14 protein-coding genes are annotated in these 16,781 nt (G+C 42.6%); 13 read left to right on the top strand and 1 reads right to left on the bottom strand.

The features are described from left to right. The first annotated feature begins 114 nt into the window (after nucleotides 1–114). The 7 genes from SY85_RS25635 (at nucleotide 115) to SY85_RS10425 (ending at nucleotide 9,558) form a co-directional block, all read left to right on the top strand. The gene (locus SY85_RS25635) at nucleotides 115–252 is read left to right on the top strand and encodes a hypothetical protein (RefSeq protein WP_158512960.1); all 138 of its coding nucleotides are present in this window, start codon (nucleotides 115–117) and stop codon (nucleotides 250–252) included. A gap of 13 nt (nucleotides 253–265) precedes the next feature. Then, nucleotides 266–3,727, top strand: coding sequence for a T9SS type A sorting domain-containing protein (locus tag SY85_RS10450; RefSeq protein WP_066404245.1), 3,462 nt, complete (start codon nucleotides 266–268; stop codon nucleotides 3,725–3,727). A 12-nt stretch (nucleotides 3,728–3,739) separates the two neighbouring features. Then, nucleotides 3,740–4,138, top strand: a complete 399-nt coding sequence (locus SY85_RS10445; RefSeq protein ID WP_066404243.1) for a hypothetical protein — start codon at nucleotides 3,740–3,742, stop codon at nucleotides 4,136–4,138. Nucleotides 4,139–4,513: 375 nt separating this feature from the next. After that, complete coding sequence (locus SY85_RS10440; protein WP_066404241.1) at nucleotides 4,514–4,771, top strand: hypothetical protein; 258 nt, start codon at nucleotides 4,514–4,516, stop codon at nucleotides 4,769–4,771. 114 nt (nucleotides 4,772–4,885) lie between these two features. Beyond that, a complete protein-coding gene (locus SY85_RS10435) occupies nucleotides 4,886–6,100 on the top strand; it encodes an NAD(P)/FAD-dependent oxidoreductase (RefSeq protein ID WP_066404239.1) in 1,215 nt (404 codons plus the stop codon). 129 nt (nucleotides 6,101–6,229) lie between these two features. Then, entirely contained in the window at nucleotides 6,230–8,650 is a 2,421-nt protein-coding gene (locus SY85_RS10430; RefSeq protein ID WP_066404237.1) for a mechanosensitive ion channel family protein, read from the top strand. Nucleotides 8,651–8,715: 65 nt separating this feature from the next. Beyond that, on the top strand, nucleotides 8,716–9,558 hold the full coding sequence (locus SY85_RS10425; protein ID WP_082886365.1) for an endonuclease/exonuclease/phosphatase family protein: 843 nt from the start codon (nucleotides 8,716–8,718) through the stop codon (nucleotides 9,556–9,558). A gap of 97 nt (nucleotides 9,559–9,655) precedes the next feature. Here SY85_RS10425 and SY85_RS10420 read toward each other — a convergent pair whose 3' ends face one another. Next, nucleotides 9,656–10,126, bottom strand: a complete 471-nt coding sequence (locus tag SY85_RS10420) for a hypothetical protein (RefSeq protein WP_066404235.1) — start codon at nucleotides 10,124–10,126, stop codon at nucleotides 9,656–9,658. A gap of 326 nt (nucleotides 10,127–10,452) precedes the next feature. On the opposite strand from SY85_RS10420, the gene SY85_RS10415 reads away from it, so the two are divergent. The 6 genes from SY85_RS10415 (at nucleotide 10,453) to eboE (ending at nucleotide 16,689) form a co-directional block, all read left to right on the top strand. Then, a complete protein-coding gene (locus SY85_RS10415; protein ID WP_066404233.1) occupies nucleotides 10,453–11,010 on the top strand; it encodes a hypothetical protein in 558 nt (185 codons plus the stop codon). 322 nt (nucleotides 11,011–11,332) lie between these two features. Continuing rightward, nucleotides 11,333–12,214 carry an EboA domain-containing protein gene (locus SY85_RS10410; protein ID WP_082886364.1) on the top strand — a complete coding sequence of 294 codons (882 nt, stop codon included), beginning with the start codon at nucleotides 11,333–11,335 and terminating at the stop codon, nucleotides 12,212–12,214. Nucleotides 12,215–12,261: 47 nt separating this feature from the next. Further along, nucleotides 12,262–13,266 carry a TatD family hydrolase gene (locus tag SY85_RS10405; protein WP_193408755.1) on the top strand — a complete coding sequence of 335 codons (1,005 nt, stop codon included), beginning with the start codon at nucleotides 12,262–12,264 and terminating at the stop codon, nucleotides 13,264–13,266. A gap of 8 nt (nucleotides 13,267–13,274) precedes the next feature. Continuing rightward, nucleotides 13,275–14,174 (top strand): UbiA-like protein EboC, encoded by a 900-nt coding sequence (gene eboC, locus SY85_RS10400; RefSeq protein WP_066409587.1) that lies wholly within the window; start codon nucleotides 13,275–13,277, stop codon nucleotides 14,172–14,174. A 47-nt stretch (nucleotides 14,175–14,221) separates the two neighbouring features. Beyond that, nucleotides 14,222–15,391, top strand: a complete 1,170-nt coding sequence (locus tag SY85_RS10395) for a 3-dehydroquinate synthase (RefSeq protein ID WP_066404231.1) — start codon at nucleotides 14,222–14,224, stop codon at nucleotides 15,389–15,391. Further along, a complete protein-coding gene (eboE, locus tag SY85_RS10390) occupies nucleotides 15,391–16,689 on the top strand; it encodes a metabolite traffic protein EboE (RefSeq protein WP_066404230.1) in 1,299 nt (432 codons plus the stop codon). The genes SY85_RS10395 and eboE overlap by 1 nt, the downstream gene beginning before the upstream one ends. The last annotated feature ends 92 nt before the right edge of the window (nucleotides 16,690–16,781 follow it).

Here is a 16,781-nt window from a genome sequence, read left to right as displayed (position 1 = left end):
TCAAAAAAGATATAACACCTTTGCGCCTGCCATAAAATAACTAAAGAGCATACGTTAAATATACTCTGAAGTTGTAGTACCCTACCTACACATGAAAACTTAGTTTTTTCAGGAATGCCTGGAAAAGCAGCCATTTGCTTAGATGAAATACAAATCATCATTTCATTCTATTTGGTAACGGTTCTCTGCGAAGCCTTTATAGACCTGCTAAGTACTATACAAGAAACACCACTATTTAGCATTTTGTTTTAAACCAAATAGATGTATGAGAAAACTTTACACAGGCTTACTCTTTTGCCTCTTTAGTGTCTTTTTGACATTGTGGGGCTATTCGCAAACTACGTACTCTTTTACTACGGCCGGCGCATCAGGACGCATGGGCCCAACACAAGCACAGGTAGATGCTGCTTATCCCGCTGGCAATACCTTGAATGGTAATGTAACGATCAACACACAGGGAATCCAAGAATGGACGGTGCCCTTAACAGGTAAGTATCGCATAACTGCAGCAGGTGCAGCTGGTGGCGGTGCCCATGATTTCGGAGGCCGTGGCCGCGTTGTACAGGGAGAAATAGAATTGGTAGCAGGTGACAAATTAAAAGTATTGGTTGGTCAAAAAGGCGGAGACGCTTCCTGCGGGTCTACAGGCGGTGGTGGAGGTAGTTTTGTTGTCAAGTTTGACAATAGTGTGCACTCACCAGTGATTATTGGCGGCGGCGGCGCCGGTTTTTTACAACCGCTTGCAGCTGCTATATCTTCTTCCGATGCCTCTTTTGGGAGTACCGGATTGAATTCATATTGTAATACCGGAACTGGTGGAATTAATGGAAATGGAGGAACTGGATCTACCAATGGCTGGGGGGCCGGCGGCGGTGGCTATCTTACAGATGGAACCGAGTCTTTTTATGCTCCTTCCTGGGGATTTTCTCCATCTCAGGGGCTAAGCTTCCTGAATGGAGGTCGTGGTGGTAATACTGTCAGCGGTGCATTTGGTGGTTTCGGTGGCGGAGGTGGTACGCATGGCTGCACCGGCGGCGGTGGCGGCGGTGGCGGCTACTCTGGCGGCGGCGGTAGTAATCAAAATACAGACCCCAATGCTGGCGGCGGCGGCGGTAGTTATATCGACGCTTCTATGTCAAATACCTCAGATAAAGGTTTTAATACTGACGCAGGCTATGTAACGATCGTATTTGTATTTGAAGGTGGTGTTGTAGCCAACGATCAGATGATATGTGGTTCTGGTACCCCTACTTTATTCTCTTCTACTGAGGCTGCATCTGGCCTACCTATTGCTGGGTACCAATGGCAGCAAAGTACAGATAATAACAGCTGGACAGATATTAATGGTGCTGAAGACTTGACCTATCAGGCGCCTTCAGTTAGCCAAACTACTTATTATAGAAGAAAAGTTACAGCAACGAATACTGCTGTTACATATAGTAACACTATTACGATAACTGTAAATCCAATTCCAGCATTTGATCCTTCTGGCTTTGGAACTTCTATTTGTAACAATCAGAGCATGAATTTAGATCCTGCCAATGGTGGCAGTATTGCTGGTGCTACTTATGATTGGGTAAATGATAATCCGGCAATCGGATTGGCAGCTTCTGGTAACGGTACAATCTCTTTTACTACTACCAATTCAGGAGCTACTATTATTAATGGTATCATTACGGTTACACCAACAGCTGCTGGCTGTCCGGGTACACCGCAAACATTTACTATTGCTGTAAAACCTACACCAACGGTAACTACGGTGGCTGACCAGGTGGTTTGTCATAATAAAAATACAAACGCTATTTCTTTCTTGGGCGCAGTAGCAGGAACAACGTATAGCTGGACCAATTCTGATCCTTCTATTGGATTGGCAGCAAGCGGTACGGGAAATATTGCTGCTTTCACAGCCGTTAATAACGGAAGTGCTCCTGTAACTGCAACGATCACAGTAACGCCTGATGCAAATGGCTGTCCTGGATCTGCTAAGACCTTTACAATTACAGTTAACCAGTTGCCTACAGCTTCTATCAGTGGTGGTAGTTTCTGCCAGACAGGTAGTCAACAACTGACAGTAACCGGGCAAGCCGGCGGTACTTTCTCTGCACCTGCAGGATTGAATATCAGCGCTAGTGGATTGATTGATCTGGCTGCCAGCACTCCAGGAACTTATACGGTTACGTATACATTCTCTAATGGTAATTGTACGAACACCACTACTTCTAGTATAACGGTTAATCCGTTGCCTACAGCAACTATCAGTGGTACAGCAGTAGTTTGCCAGAGCGCAACTCCTCCAGCTATTACATTTACTGGTAGCAATGGTACTGCTCCTTATACCTTTACTTATAATGTAAATGGTGGCGCTAACCAAGTTGTAACTACTACATCGGGTAATACATATACGCTGGTAGTACCTACAAGTGTTCCTGGAACATACGTCTATTCATTAGTAAGTGTGAAAGATGCCAGCAGCACTACTTGCGAAAAAGTGGTATCTGGTACAGCTACTTTAACAATCACACCTACACCTTCAGCCAGCTTCTCTTATGGCGGTACTCCTTATTGTGCAACTGGTACAGCTACACCTAGCTTTACGGGTACTATAGGTGGTACATATTCAGCGGCTGCAGGTTTGAATATCAATGCAACTACAGGTGCTATTAACTTAACAGCATCTGTGCCTGGTACTTATACTGTTACCTATACTGTTGCTGCCGCAGGTGGTTGCGATGAGTATACTAGAACAACAAGTGTAACTGTTAAAGCTTTAACAGCAATCACTACATCGCCAGCTGCTCAAACCGTTTGTGAGCGTAGCCCGGTAAGTATGAGTGTCGCTGCGTCAGGTGCAGGTACTTTACAATATCAGTGGAGAAAGAATGGTGTGAATATTACAGGTGCAACAGCAGCTACTTACACTATTTCTAGTATTAGCACATCAGATGCTGCTTCTTATGATGTAGTGGTAACGGGTGATTGTGGTTCTGTAACATCTGCTGCCGCATTGTTGACCGTAAATGTGATTCCGGTTACTCCTGGTATTACTACTAACGGGCTTACTACATTCTGTCAAGGTGGTAGCGTAATCCTTACTTCTTCTGCTAATAGCGGCAACCAGTGGTTTAAAGATGGTGTTGCTATCAATGGTGCAACGGCTCAAAGCTATACAGTTACCACTAGCGGAAACTATACAGTAAGAACAACACGCAACAACTGTACTTCAGAATTTGCAGCAGTTGCTCCTGTAACGGTTAAAGCATTACCTGCTGTGCCTGTTATTAGCGCTACAGGCAATATATTGACTTCAAGTTCAGCCAACAATAATCAGTGGTATTTAAATGGCAGAGCAATCGCTGGTGCTACGGGTACAACCCACCGTGTTCAGGCAGCTGGCTTGTATACTGTACAGGTAACTGAGAATGGCTGTATCTCTACATCGGCAGCGCACAACTTTGTAACTACCCGCATAGATAATTCTGCTACGTGGAATGGTGAAGTAACTGCTTATCCAAACCCAGTACAGAAAACCTTGTTCATTAAGAATACAACTGGTCAGAAGTTACAAGTTACGCTGTATGATGGCTTTGGTAAGAAAGTGTACGAGTCTAAATTGACTACCAATGAAGCTTCTATTTCAATGGAGAAGTGGGCTAGTGGTGTATACCAATTAGTGCTTACCAATTTGCAACGCAACGAGACAATCAGTCAAACCATTATTAAACTTTAATTCTTCGATATAATGAAAATTTTATTAAATACAATAATCGCTGGCTTGTTTGCTTTGGTGATGACAGGTTGTTCTACAGAGACAGGTATTGGCGATGAGCAAACCCTTAATGTGTTAATAGATCCACTTCCTGTTGGCGCATTTCAACGCACATTTGGTACAGAGTATGATTTTAATGTGCTGTTGAAAAGTATAATGCCTGCGCGCGGTGTCGATGTAACTGTGGTTTACCGCCAGGATATCGACAACCAGGTGATTTTTAACCAGCAGTATTATATTACTAAATTTCCAATGGATGTAACTGTAACTAATATTCCTTTTAACGAAGTGGGTACTGTTACTGTAACATTAACCTCAAGAGCTGATCCAAGTAACACGGTTACTAAAACGTTTAAGCTAGTGAGAAAGTAATAGAAGCTGTTCAATACTTTATAATCACCCCAGGCAACACCTGGGGTGATTTTTTTTAGGAAGACCCTTTCTGTGAGTCATTCCTGGCGCTGACATTAGCTTCAAAGACTAGAGTTCAGCTATTCCACAGCAAAGGGTAGAACAACCAGTACAAAGGCGTGTGTAATCCAAATTCCTGAAATCAGAAATCCTGAAATAAGATGGCCTAAAAAAATGGGGAAAACATACCCAAGCATATCCGTTAGTTCCCAAACGTTAGGCATATGGGCTTTTTTAATAGCGGAACTCAACAATTACAATTCCCATGCCCTTGTTTGCTAAAGCTGGCACTAGATTTTTAGACACAGCGGTATCATTAATCAAAAACAGACAGTTATGGCAGACAACAACCAACGCAGCCAGCAGGGCAGCATGGAAAACCAGGAAGGTAATCTGGAAAACCAAAGAAGCGAGCAACGCAGTACTGAACAAAACAGCGGTAGCCGTCAAGAGGTAAGTAATGATCAAAGTGGTCGTATGGAGAGCCAGCCTAGTAATTTGAGTGGTATGGATACAGAGAACCAACGCAGCGAAAGAGGTAACCAAGATCTTGGTTCTCGTGGCAGCGATCTGGAGAGCAAAGAGAATCTGTAACGATTGCAGCTATTGAACAAAATAGCTTACACCCAGGGGTGGTCTCCCTGGGTGTCTTATTTTTAGTAATGAACTTATTCACGTAGCAGTTGTTTTGAAATTGAAAGTCGGGCTATGGATTTACATTCAGGGTTTCCCTTTTGGTTGGTAAAAAATGGGTTGTTGGCAGATTACCCTGCCCTGCAATCCGATCTACAGAATGAAGAAGTAGTCATTATTGGTTCCGGTATTTCAGGCTCCCTAGCGGCGTATGAATTGTGTAAAGCCGGTTTTCGGTGCACGATGCTGGATAAGCGAATATTGTCGAGCGGCAGTACATGGGCCAGTACAGCCCAGCTTAATTATGAACTTGATATTTCTCTTTGCGATTTAGCCGATCTCTATTCAGAGGATTTTGCAGTGGCTGTATATAAAGCCAGTTTAGCCTCTGTTGATAAAATACAAAGGATTGCTGCCGACACAGCGATGGATGAATGCCTTGAACGCATTCCCAGCCTTTATCTTTCCAGCGATGAAAAAGGCGCTCAGGCTATTGAACAGGAATATGCATTGCGTCGCAAACATGGCTTTCCTGTTGAGCTGTTAGGAAAAGAACAATTGCAGGCATTCAGAATCACCAACCGTACAAATGCCTTATATCATCATCATGCCATTCAGTTAGATGCCTACCGCATGACCGTAGGGTTAATACAGCATTGTGTAAAGTCAGGCAACCTAACTGTATATACACGCACGAATGTGACAAAGTTAGAGTCTTCAGATGAAGGGGTGACCTTACAAACTGATAAAGGATACACCGTTAAAGCGCGTTTTGTGATCTGTGCTCCTGGTTATGAGTCTGCCCAGTTCTTGCCTAAACAGGTAATGGCCCTAAACTCTACCTATGCGTTGGTAACCCAACCCTTACCGGAAGATGCCTTTTGGAAAGAACGGTGTTTGATATGGGAGACCAAGCGTCCCTATTTTTATTTACGAACTACCAAGGATAACCGTATCATGATGGGTGGGGGAGATGTATCCTTTAAAGATGAAACGGCGCGAGATCGATTGATCGATGAAAAAGAGGTGTGGTTATTAAAAGAGTGTAAAACGTTATTTCCGCACCTGGAAATTTCAGCTGATTTTGTTTGGTGTGGTACGTTTGGCGATGTAGAAGATGGCCTTCCCTTTATTGGCCTGTATCCCGGCATGGACAATGTTTATTTTGCCTTAGGTTATGGAGGTAATGGCACAACCTATAGTTTGATTGCTGCAGAAGTAATCTCTAATCTATTAAAAGGTGAGCCTGATCAACGGGCACAGCTCTTTGGATTTGACCGGAAGAAATAGATAGCGGCTTTTGTAAATGGATTTACTAATGATTCTAATCAAGTAAGTAGCAATAGTCTATATAGTGGTGGTGTTAAAGGGTGGATGCAATTAAATCACATTATTTAATTTCGGCATCAAATCCACCTTATGAAGAATATTTCGAAGGTTTTGATCTATAGTGTTGTTTTACTGTTATTATCTACAACACTGCATGCGCAGGTGCGCAAGGATAGTTTATTCAAGCGCGATACTTCCGTAAAAAGCGATACTTCCCGTCACGATACAACCCGCTTTAGAAGATCTCAACAGCTGGCTTTACTTTTTGCCGATACAGCGAAGCTGACCACCAGTGATTATCAGCTACTCATTGAGAAGACCTTTAATCTTTTAAACAATGTGGCTAATAAAAGCGAGCTTGGATTGGCGGTCACTTCTTTAAAAGGACGATTGGCTGATAGTGATTCTACGCTGGCTGTTTTAAAGGACAACGTATTAAATAATAGTAGCGTGCTGAACTTGAGGAATCTTCAGGTATTTCACACCTTATTACAAAATCTTAAAGAGGAATTAAAAGAGCACCGTACGCTGTTGGATAGTACTGAAAATGACTTGGTTGACTTGCGTAATACGTTACGACCGTTGGCGGGTGATACGGTATTACGCCAGGTTTGGCGAGACTCCACTTTGCGACAACAGTTTGGCAGTCAGCTTAAGGATATGCGACAGGCTTTTCGTGATGCTACCGGGGGACTTAAATCCAGCTTAGCGGAAATTAATCTATTGCAGGCACGTACATCTTCCAGTATTATTACCACCAATCAATTGCTGAGTAGGGTAAATACTTTGTTAGCGACATCGGCTACCCGCATTTTTGGAAAAGAGTATACGTATTTATGGGAAGGAGATACAAGCCATCTTTCAGATTCGACACGTAACTCATTGGCCAAGGCCTATAATGGAGAACAGCGGGCTGTACGTTATTATTTTAAAGGATCACGTAGTAAGCGCTTATACTTGCTGCTTATAGGGTTTTTGTTCTTTGGCTGGATGTTCCGCAATATCCGGACGCTAAAAAAGCATAAGGCGCTTTCTGCTTTGGACCGCTTTAAGTTTGTTTACCTGCCTTCAGGCTATATTGTATCGGCGTTTGTGCTGATGCTTTGTTTAGCACCATTCTTTGATTTGCATGCCCCTTCAGCCTACATTGAGTTTGTGCAGTTTCTACTGCTTGTTATTTTAACCATCATTTGCTGGAAAAAATGGCCACGCAACCTCTTTGTGGTTTGGATTGTAATGGCCGTGCTCTATATCTGTTTTGCATTTACACACCATATTGTAAATCCTACGCTTGGGCAGCGCCTTTGGTTAGTAGCTCTTAATGTTTTGTCGGTGGTGTTTGGTATGCGCTTTTTAACCCGCATGAAAGACTACTTGCATCTTAAAGGCTTCTTGCGTTTTGTTATTATTCTGCATAATGTTATGAATGTGCTCTCACTGTTGTGTAACATAGGGGGGCGATATACATTGGCGCAGATGTTGGGTAATGCTGCCATATTTGCCTTCATGCAGGCTATTGGCCTGGCGGTATTTAGTAAGATCTGCATTGAAGCCATTTTATTGCAGATTGTATCTAGCCGTGTAAAACGAGGCATACAAGCGCAGTTTGATTTTCAATCCATGTTGGATAGCTTCCGTCGTCTTGTATTGTTTTTGGTAGTGGTATTGTGGATGATTGTTTTTACCACCAACCTGAATATCTATAATCCTCTATTGGATGGCTTGACCAGCGTTCTTTCTACACCGCGACGTATTGGTGAAGCCTCGTTTACATTGGGAGGCGTTTTGTTGTTCTTCCTGATCATTTGGGTAGCGCACCTTTTACAAAAATATGTGGGTTACTTTTTTGGTGATACGGATGCTGATGAAGAGATTCAGAACAAAGGGCAGCGTTCCAGGTTACTGATAGCCCGTTTAATATTGTTATGTCTGGGCTATTTGCTGGCTGTGGCGGCTTCTGGGGTTCCTATTGATAAAATCACTATTGTACTGGGTGCGTTGGGTGTTGGTATTGGTTTAGGCTTGCAGAACATTGTAAATAATTTCGTTTCAGGGATCATTTTGATATTTGACAGACCATTGCAGATAGGCGATATTGTGGAGGTGGGTGATCAGGCTGGACGTGTTCGTGAAATTGGTATTCGCTCCAGTACCTTATTAACCAATGATGGTGCTGAAGTGATCATTCCGAATGGAGACATTCTTTCTGAGCAAATTGTAAACTGGACGCATTCGCACAACCAGCGACGCTTAGAGCTGGAGTTAGTAATAAAGGGTAGTGATGATATGGAACAAGTTTGTTCAGTAGTGAAGCAAGCAGTCCTTGGCTCCCGCAATATTGTGAAAGAGCGTGAGCCGCAAGTATTGTTTATGAAGTTGCAGGAAAATGGGTTTACGTTAAAAGTCTTTTTCTGGTGTAGAGAGGTTGCTAAGTCGGAAGAGGCCAGAAGTGAAGTGCTACAGTTGCTGCATGAAAACCTGATGAAGAATAACCTGGTACAGGTTGCCTAATTGAGATTTGGATTTTGAGATTTGGAATTTGATATTTAGACCATCTTTTTAAACCGCTACATCACATGAACTACAGATCCTTTTGTTTACTGCTGCTGGTTATGGCCTTTGGCCTGATCGGCGCTGCCCAGCAGCTTCGTATTGCCACATTTAATCTCCGCTATGATAACCCGCGTGATTCAGGGAACTTATGGGTGAACAGAGCACCTGTTGTTGCCAACCTTATACGGTACCATGATTTTGATGTATTTGGTACGCAGGAAGGGTTGAAGAATCAACTCGACGATATTCAGCATTCCTTGCCTCAATATGCTTATAGTGGAGCTGGCAGAGATGATGGAAAAGAAAAAGGCGAGCACTCTGCTATCTTTTATAAAACAGAAAGGTTCACGCTTTTAAAAAAAGGCGACTTCTGGTTGTCAGAAACACCTGAGAAGCCTTCTATGGGTTGGGATGGCAAATGCTGCTACCGTATCTGTTCATGGGTGTATTTGCAGGATAAAAAAACAAAAAAGAAATTCTACCTATTCAACGCCCATTTTGATCATGAAGGAATCAAAGCGCGTAACGAAAGCAGTAAGCTGGTGTTGAAAAAGATCAATGAGATTGCCAAGAACGAGCCAGTACTTTTAACCGGCGACCTGAATGGCGATCAGAATAGCGAGTGGTATAAAACCATTGCTACTTCTGGTATTGTAAAAGATACCTACAGCCAAGTGAAATATCCCTATGTAAATAACACCTCCTTCAACGGCTTTGGTAAACAATTGGCAGGTGATGAAATCATTGACCATGTATTTGCGACCCAACAATTCCAGGTGCAGCGCTGGGGTTTATTGACGGATAGCTATCATGGTAAATTCCCGTCGGATCATTTTCCTGTAATGGTAGAAATGAGCTTGAAATAAGTGGAAAACACAAAGAATGTATTAGAGCCGGCCCTGTGCCGGCTCTTTGTATAATTGGCATTAACCAGTCGCTGTGGACTGTATCCGTTTTGGTTTATTACGGTGCAAGTGTATAAACGGTAATAGTTGCATCAACGGCTCCTTCATTACCTATAAATTCATTTCCTCTAATAGATTCAGCGTCGTCGTTGATGGATAGCATTAGTTCTCCTGAAACACCCTTTGGAACATGTACATGGACAAAGGAACCTGCCTCAAAAATGAACAAGCCAATCTTACCAATCAGCGCACCCTCTGTACCGGGGAATTGTAAATAGCCTGGCTTGGCGGGTAGGCCAGATCCATTCGCATCGTATAGGCCTGAAGTCCTTGGGTTGGCCGACCATTGGGTGTCTTCATCCGCATCGATAATAACAATATCATCTTCTGCTACTATGTACCCTGTACTGACCCAGGCGGCACTTGCCGGCACTCTTTCTATATCGGGCGATTGTTTCAGTCGTAAATCCTCGGGATTTAATCGGTCATGCGTAATAAACTCATTGGCATCAATTGGATTTGTAGGCATAAAAAAAGAGTTTGAAGGTGAAAAGCAGTTGCTTATTGATGAGGCGCTATTCATGGGGTATAATTAAATTACAAAACCCTTTTAATTATTGCAATACATGGGCATTCTATATAATAATACTTTGAGATAAAGTTCTCTGCCAATTTTATAAAAGCACACTTGTACTTAGCTAGGTTGTAAAGTAATTTTATTTAGCCAATGCCTGGTGTTTAATCAAAAGCTATACACTGTTTTTCCTGCACTAGTCTGTGAACCCCATTAAGGCCATTCATAACGTCTGAGGCATAAATATGCTTGATCAGATCATTTCATAAAAACAGAAAGCTATGTACAAGAAAAATGCACTTCTGTTGGCAGTCCCATTACTTGTTTTATTGCATACAGGTAATTTTTATGAGCACGCTTTTCCGCTAGCACACTATTTCAGTGCTATACATAAAGTAATAAACAGTTTCAGCAAGCCTATTGTTGAAATGCAGCGTTCGGATGGTGGCGAAATGAAGATTGTGGGAAAGGGCTTTTATACAGAAATAAATGGATCGACGGTTTCATTTGATGTTAATGCTTCACAGACGACGAAAGAGAATGCAAGTGGAAGTATTGTCTTCAAGAGTTCGTTCCTGGAATTTAAAGGCAAAGTAGATTGTATGAACCTTGTAGATGGTAAGATGATTGTGAGTGGAACGATGCGGCATATCAGCAAGGGTTCCCTGGATTGGGTATTTGTTGGAATACGCTATCAATTTACGTTTGAAGATAGCGGCAATGACATGTCTGCTGATCGAATGAGTAGCATTAGTATCGGAGGGGCATCCGACTGTGTTACGGCAATCAACCTGGCTACCCCAAATGAAATAAAAGGCAATATTCAAATTACACACTAACCTGAGTGTTACTTATAATAAGGGTATATGGCTGAGTTTCTCAAAATAGAAACTTTATTTAGAGGTTAGGCAATAGCGCGTTATAGGTAAATAGTAAATAAGATCGTTGCTTATACCTGAATATAGACGGTTGTTATATAACGATAGTTTGAAAGCAATCGAACACTTTTCTTTTTGGCATAAATCTGGCTTGTTATATTAAAGACAGCTATGTGTTTGGAATATTTCAAACAATTTGTATTTTCAGTGCCACTTTCCCTCTCCTCTGTTATAACCGCTATTCGTACTCCCCCGTTTTAATCATTGACAAACCTTTGAAAGTATGTATACGTACGATGTAAACTGCCTGCTTGGTAAGCTGGAGGGAATTATACAGCAACATGTTGAAGCCCCTGTATGGAGCTGGCTCCTGCAAAACAGAATCTTTATTAGCGACTCCAAGTTTAATACTGCATTTGCGCTGGTACCACGGAAAGTTGGCAAAGGCATTCTTACCATTAGTAAAGAACAGCAAGTAGATATTGCTACCATACGTCCTGATTTTTTTATAAACGGATGGACTATGGACCGGCTTTGCCGAGTATGGTTACTGTTACAACTAGATGCTTCCGAAAAGGAGGAATATGCCGGAAAAATCGAATTACTTTTTTTGGGTGCTGAAATGAATGAACTGGTAGCGCTTTATTCTGCCTTGCCTGTTCTTGCCTATCCACAACATTGGCGGAAGCGTTGTTCTGAAGGTATACGTAGCAATATAGGCGATGTGCTCCTGGCTATAATTTGTAATAATCCTTATCCAGCTGAACAGCTTGATGATGCAGCCTGGAACCAGATGGTGCTGAAAGCTTTTTTTACGGAAAAGCCAGTGCACCAGATCGTTGGTCTGGATGATCGATCCAATAAAGACCTGGCAAAAATATTGTCGGATTATGCACATGAACGGTGGGCTGCGCATCGTTCCGTAAATCCATTACTGTGGCGTTGTGTAAGTCCTTTTATTGATGAAGCACTCTATCCCGATATCAAAAAAATAGCTTCTTCTACCAATCCCCTGGAACGAGAAGCGGCCTTACTGGCTTGCAGTAAGAGTGCCTATCTGCCCGCAAAAGAATTACTCCGGCAATATGTTGTTTCCCAAACGTATACAGACGAAACAATAAGCTGGGATCATATTGCGCAACAATCGGCAGTCGCTGTAGCATAAGCGTTGTATTCTAACCATTTATTTTGTTTACTCTTAAATAGAAACCTATGTGTTGTAGTCATCATGAATATGAGAAAGCTGGAATGACAGAACAGGATCTTCAGCCTGTTACGGGCAAGCCGTTTTTTTTAGATAGTATCAAAGGGATGACCTTTTTTGATCCACACGTACACATGACCTCCCGTACAACCGATGATTACCAGGCAATGGCCGATGCTGGCGTTGTTGCCATTATTGAACCGGCATTTTGGCTAGGACAACCTCGTACTGGTGTTGCCAGTTTCCGTGATTACTACAGTAGTCTTATTGGCTGGGAGCGCTTTCGGGCATCACAGTTTGGTATCAAACATTACTGCACCATTGGCTTAAATTCAAGGGAAGCCAATAATGGAGCATTGGCCGAACAGGTGATGGAGCTGTTGCCCCATTTTATTTATAAAGAAGGAGTGGTTGGTATAGGGGAAATAGGCTTTGATGACCAGACGCCGGCAGAAGAAAAATACTACCGGCTGCAACTGGAGCTGGCTAGAGAAGCTGCATTGCCTGTACAAATACATACGCCTCATCGCGATAAAAAACAAGGCACTACCCGAAGCATGGATATTACAATAGAGCATGGCCTTGATCCTTTTACAGTAATCGTAGACCATAATAACGAAGAAACGGTAAAAGAAGTACTTGATCGGGGCTTCTGGGCTGCGTTCACCATTTATCCATTTACAAAAATGGGGAATGAACGAATGGTGCAGATTGTTAAGCAATATGGTACTGAACGCATCATGATCAACTCTGCAGCAGACTGGGGTATTTCCGATCCGCTAGCAGTTCCTAAAACGGCGGCCTTAATGAAGGAGCATGGCATAAGTGATGAAGACATTCGCATGGTTACCTATCAAAATGCGATTACTGCTTTTGGTCAAAGTGGGCAAATAGATGTAACTGATTTTGCCGGTGTGAAAGACATTGATCAAAGCCAGAGATTTAAAGGGAATACGGTGCTGCGTGGCGGACAGCAGCCAAGGATCGATAAAACATCACTAATTATTCGTTGATGCCTGCTATGCAAACGTGGAAGGGTTATTTGCGATTAATGCGACCAGCCAATATTGTTACGGCCATTTCTGATATACTGGCGGGTGCTGCTATTGCTGGTTATTTTACCAATAGCCATTGGGCTGCATTACAGGTAGATCCAATACTGCTGTTGGTGTTAGCAACTATTGGCTTGTATGGTGGTGGGGTAGTATTCAACGATGTATTTGATGCCGATTTGGATAAGGTAGAAAGACCTGAGCGTCCTATACCGAGTGGGCTAATTGATAAACAGAAAGCAGCAGTTTTGGGAAGTGGGTTAATATTAATGGCCATCATTGCTGCCTACTTTGTACATCACGGCTTTTACCCATCTTGCCTTATTGCCATTGCAATAGCGGTGGCGGCATTAACTTATGATAAGTGGGGGAAGCACCATGCTTTTTTGGGGCCATTGAATATGGGGCTTTGTCGGGGTGGTAATATTTTGCTTGGAATGAGTGTTCTGCCGGCGGCCATTAGTGAATACTGGTTTATTGGTATTATACCTGTAATATACATAAGTGCCATAACCATGATTAGCAGGGGCGAGGTGCATGGTGGCAAAAAGAGTGTTCTGATGGCTGCAGCCATATTCTACCTGTTGGTTATTAGTAGTATTTTATTTATTGCTTATTACAACAGCACGACGCTACGCACATTGTTTTTCCTTTTGCTATTTGGAGGCATGATTTTTTTACCCTTACAGAAAGCTATGAGATATCCATCAGGGCCTTCCATTGGTAAAGCGGTGAAAGCAGGCGTGTTGGCATTGATCGTATTGAATGCTTCATGGGCGGTTGCTTTTGGCACTGTCTCTTTGGCCTTGGTTATTTTAATGCTTTTGCCTGTATCTATCATATTGGCCAAAGCCTTTGCTGTAACCTAAAGGTTGTTGAACCATAATAACTTATTTAAAACATCAAGACAAAACGTATGGATTATTTACAACAGACATTTACTGTGCAATTTCAGTACAAGGTCTATTTTACCAGCCATCTGTTTACTAGTACGAATCCTGTATTTCGTAGCTTCTTGCTGGATAATGAGCAGGAAGGTGTTGTAAAAAAAATACTCTTTGTTGTTGACAAAGAAGTTACCAGGTTCCATCCAATGCTCAAGGAGCAAATTGTAGAATATATCAACACTATACCTTCCTATAAGTTAGCCACCATTATTACTATATCGGGTGGTGAAGAGGCTAAGAATAACGAAGAGTATTTTTTTAAAGTGATCAATGCGGTGAACCGGTTTGGTATTGACCGGCACTCTTTAGTTGTGGGTATTGGAGGTGGTTCTGTATTGGATATGACTGGTTATGCCAGTGCAATAGCACACAGGGGCATAAAGCATGTTCGCATTCCAACCACGGTGCTATCCCAAAATGATAGTGGTGTTGGTGTAAAGAACGGCGTCAATTATTTAGGTAAAAAGAACTTTTTAGGAACATTTGCTCCGCCTGTTGCTGTATTTAATGATTTCCACTTCTTAACAACATTGAGCGAGCGGGATTGGCGGTCAGGAATTGCTGAAGCCGTAAAAGTAGCGCTCATCAAAGATGCTGATTTCTTTTGCTGGTTAGAAGAAAATGCAGCTGGAATGATTGCTGGAGATAAAGATGCTATGCAGTACCAGATAAGGCGATGTGCAGAGCTTCATTTACAACATATTGCCAAAGGTGATCCTTTTGAGATCCATTCTGCCCGTCCGCTGGACTTCGGTCACTGGTGTGCTCACAAACTGGAGCAGTTGTCTGACTTTACGATTCGGCATGGAGAAGCTGTAGCTATTGGTATAGCATTGGATTGTGCCTACTCTTACCTAACCGGGCGGTTAGATGAAGTGCCGCTGAAACGTATTCTTAATCTTTTACAAGAATTAGGTTTTAAGCTGATACACCCACTAATTGAAATGGATACAACGCAGCATCTATTACTTCAGGGACTGACCGATTTTCAAGAGCATCTGGGTGGTAGATTGTCCATTACGTTATTGAATGATATTGGTGAGGGAGAGGAAGTTCATGAAATGAATTCCGACTGTATTGTTGCCGCCAGTCATTGGTTGCAGGACTATTGTATAACCGCACAAAGACAGACGGCCTGATGGAGACAGCGTTGGGACATCTTACCTATTGTACCAATATACACGCTGGCGAAAGTTGGGCTGAACATTTTGCAGCCCTGAAAAAACATATTCCGGAAGTAAAGAAAAATGCTTGTCAGAATCAGCCCTTTGGAATTGGATTGCGCTTATCAGATACTGCCAGTAGAACATTGGTCAACGATGAAGAATTGGAGGCGTTTAAGACTTGGTTGGCAGAGGAGGATTGTTACGTCTTTACGTTAAATGGTTTTCCTTTTGGCGGCTTCCATCATACCAGTGTGAAAGACCATGTGCATGCTCCGGATTGGACGACAATGGAAAGGGTTGAATACAGCATAATGCTAGCTAAGATCTTGGCGGCCTTGCTGCCTGAAGGTATTGATGGTGGAATATCTACTTCACCATTAACGTATCGACACTGGCATAATACCTCTATCAAAAAGCTGCAGGCCTATACCACATCTACACACTATATACTACAGGTAGTTAAATGCCTGGTAGAAATAAAAGTAAAAACCGGTAAGCTCATTCACCTTGATATAGAGCCAGAACCCGATGGCTTATTAGAAAGTAGTACAGAATTTTTACAATGGTATACTAAATACTTGCTTCCAATCGGCATTCCCTTATTAGCTAATGCTTTTCAGTATAGTAAAGCTGAAGCGGAACGGGTGTTGAAAGAGCATGTGCAACTTTGCTATGATATCTGTCATTTTGCAGTTGGATATGAAGATCATGCTACTGTGATACAGCAATTAAAGACGTATGGCATTCGTACAGGTAAGATACAGATCAGCGCTGCCTTGAAAGCCAGCCTTGCAGGCGCTAATTATGACCGGTTCACTGTAGCCAATGCTTTTCAACAATTTAACGAACCGGTTTATTTACACCAGGTTGTTGCTCAAACAAAAGAAGGTGTTTTGAAACGGTATAACGACTTGCCTGTCGCATTAAACGATGTGGCAGATGTTTCTATAACCGAGTGGCGAGCGCATTACCATGTGCCGCTGTTTATTGAACAATACGGTCTGCTGCAGTCGACACAGAAAGATATTCAGGAGGTTTTACATCTTCACCGTTTGCAGCCATTTACCCAGCATCTTGAAATAGAAACCTATACCTGGGAAGTGTTGCCAGAGGAACTGAAGTTGCCACTTTCACAATCCATTGCAAGGGAGATAGATTGGGTATTGAGGGAGATAAGGGAGGAGAGCCGTGAGCTGCGAGCTATGAGCTGTGAGCAGGAAGCTACACGCTACACGCTGCAAGCTAAACAGCCGGAAGAGCGTGAGCGGTGAGGGATGATCCACAGACGACAGACGACGGTCCACGGGAGGGAAAACAATGGTGAGAAAGGTGAGTGATGAGTGGTGAGTGGTGAGTGATGAGT

Origin of the sequence: Flavisolibacter tropicus, from assembly GCF_001644645.1 — a bacterium.
Classification (GTDB): Bacteria; Bacteroidota; Bacteroidia; order Chitinophagales; family Chitinophagaceae; genus Flavisolibacter; species Flavisolibacter tropicus.
This window is presented reverse-complemented; position numbering and strand designations above follow the sequence as displayed.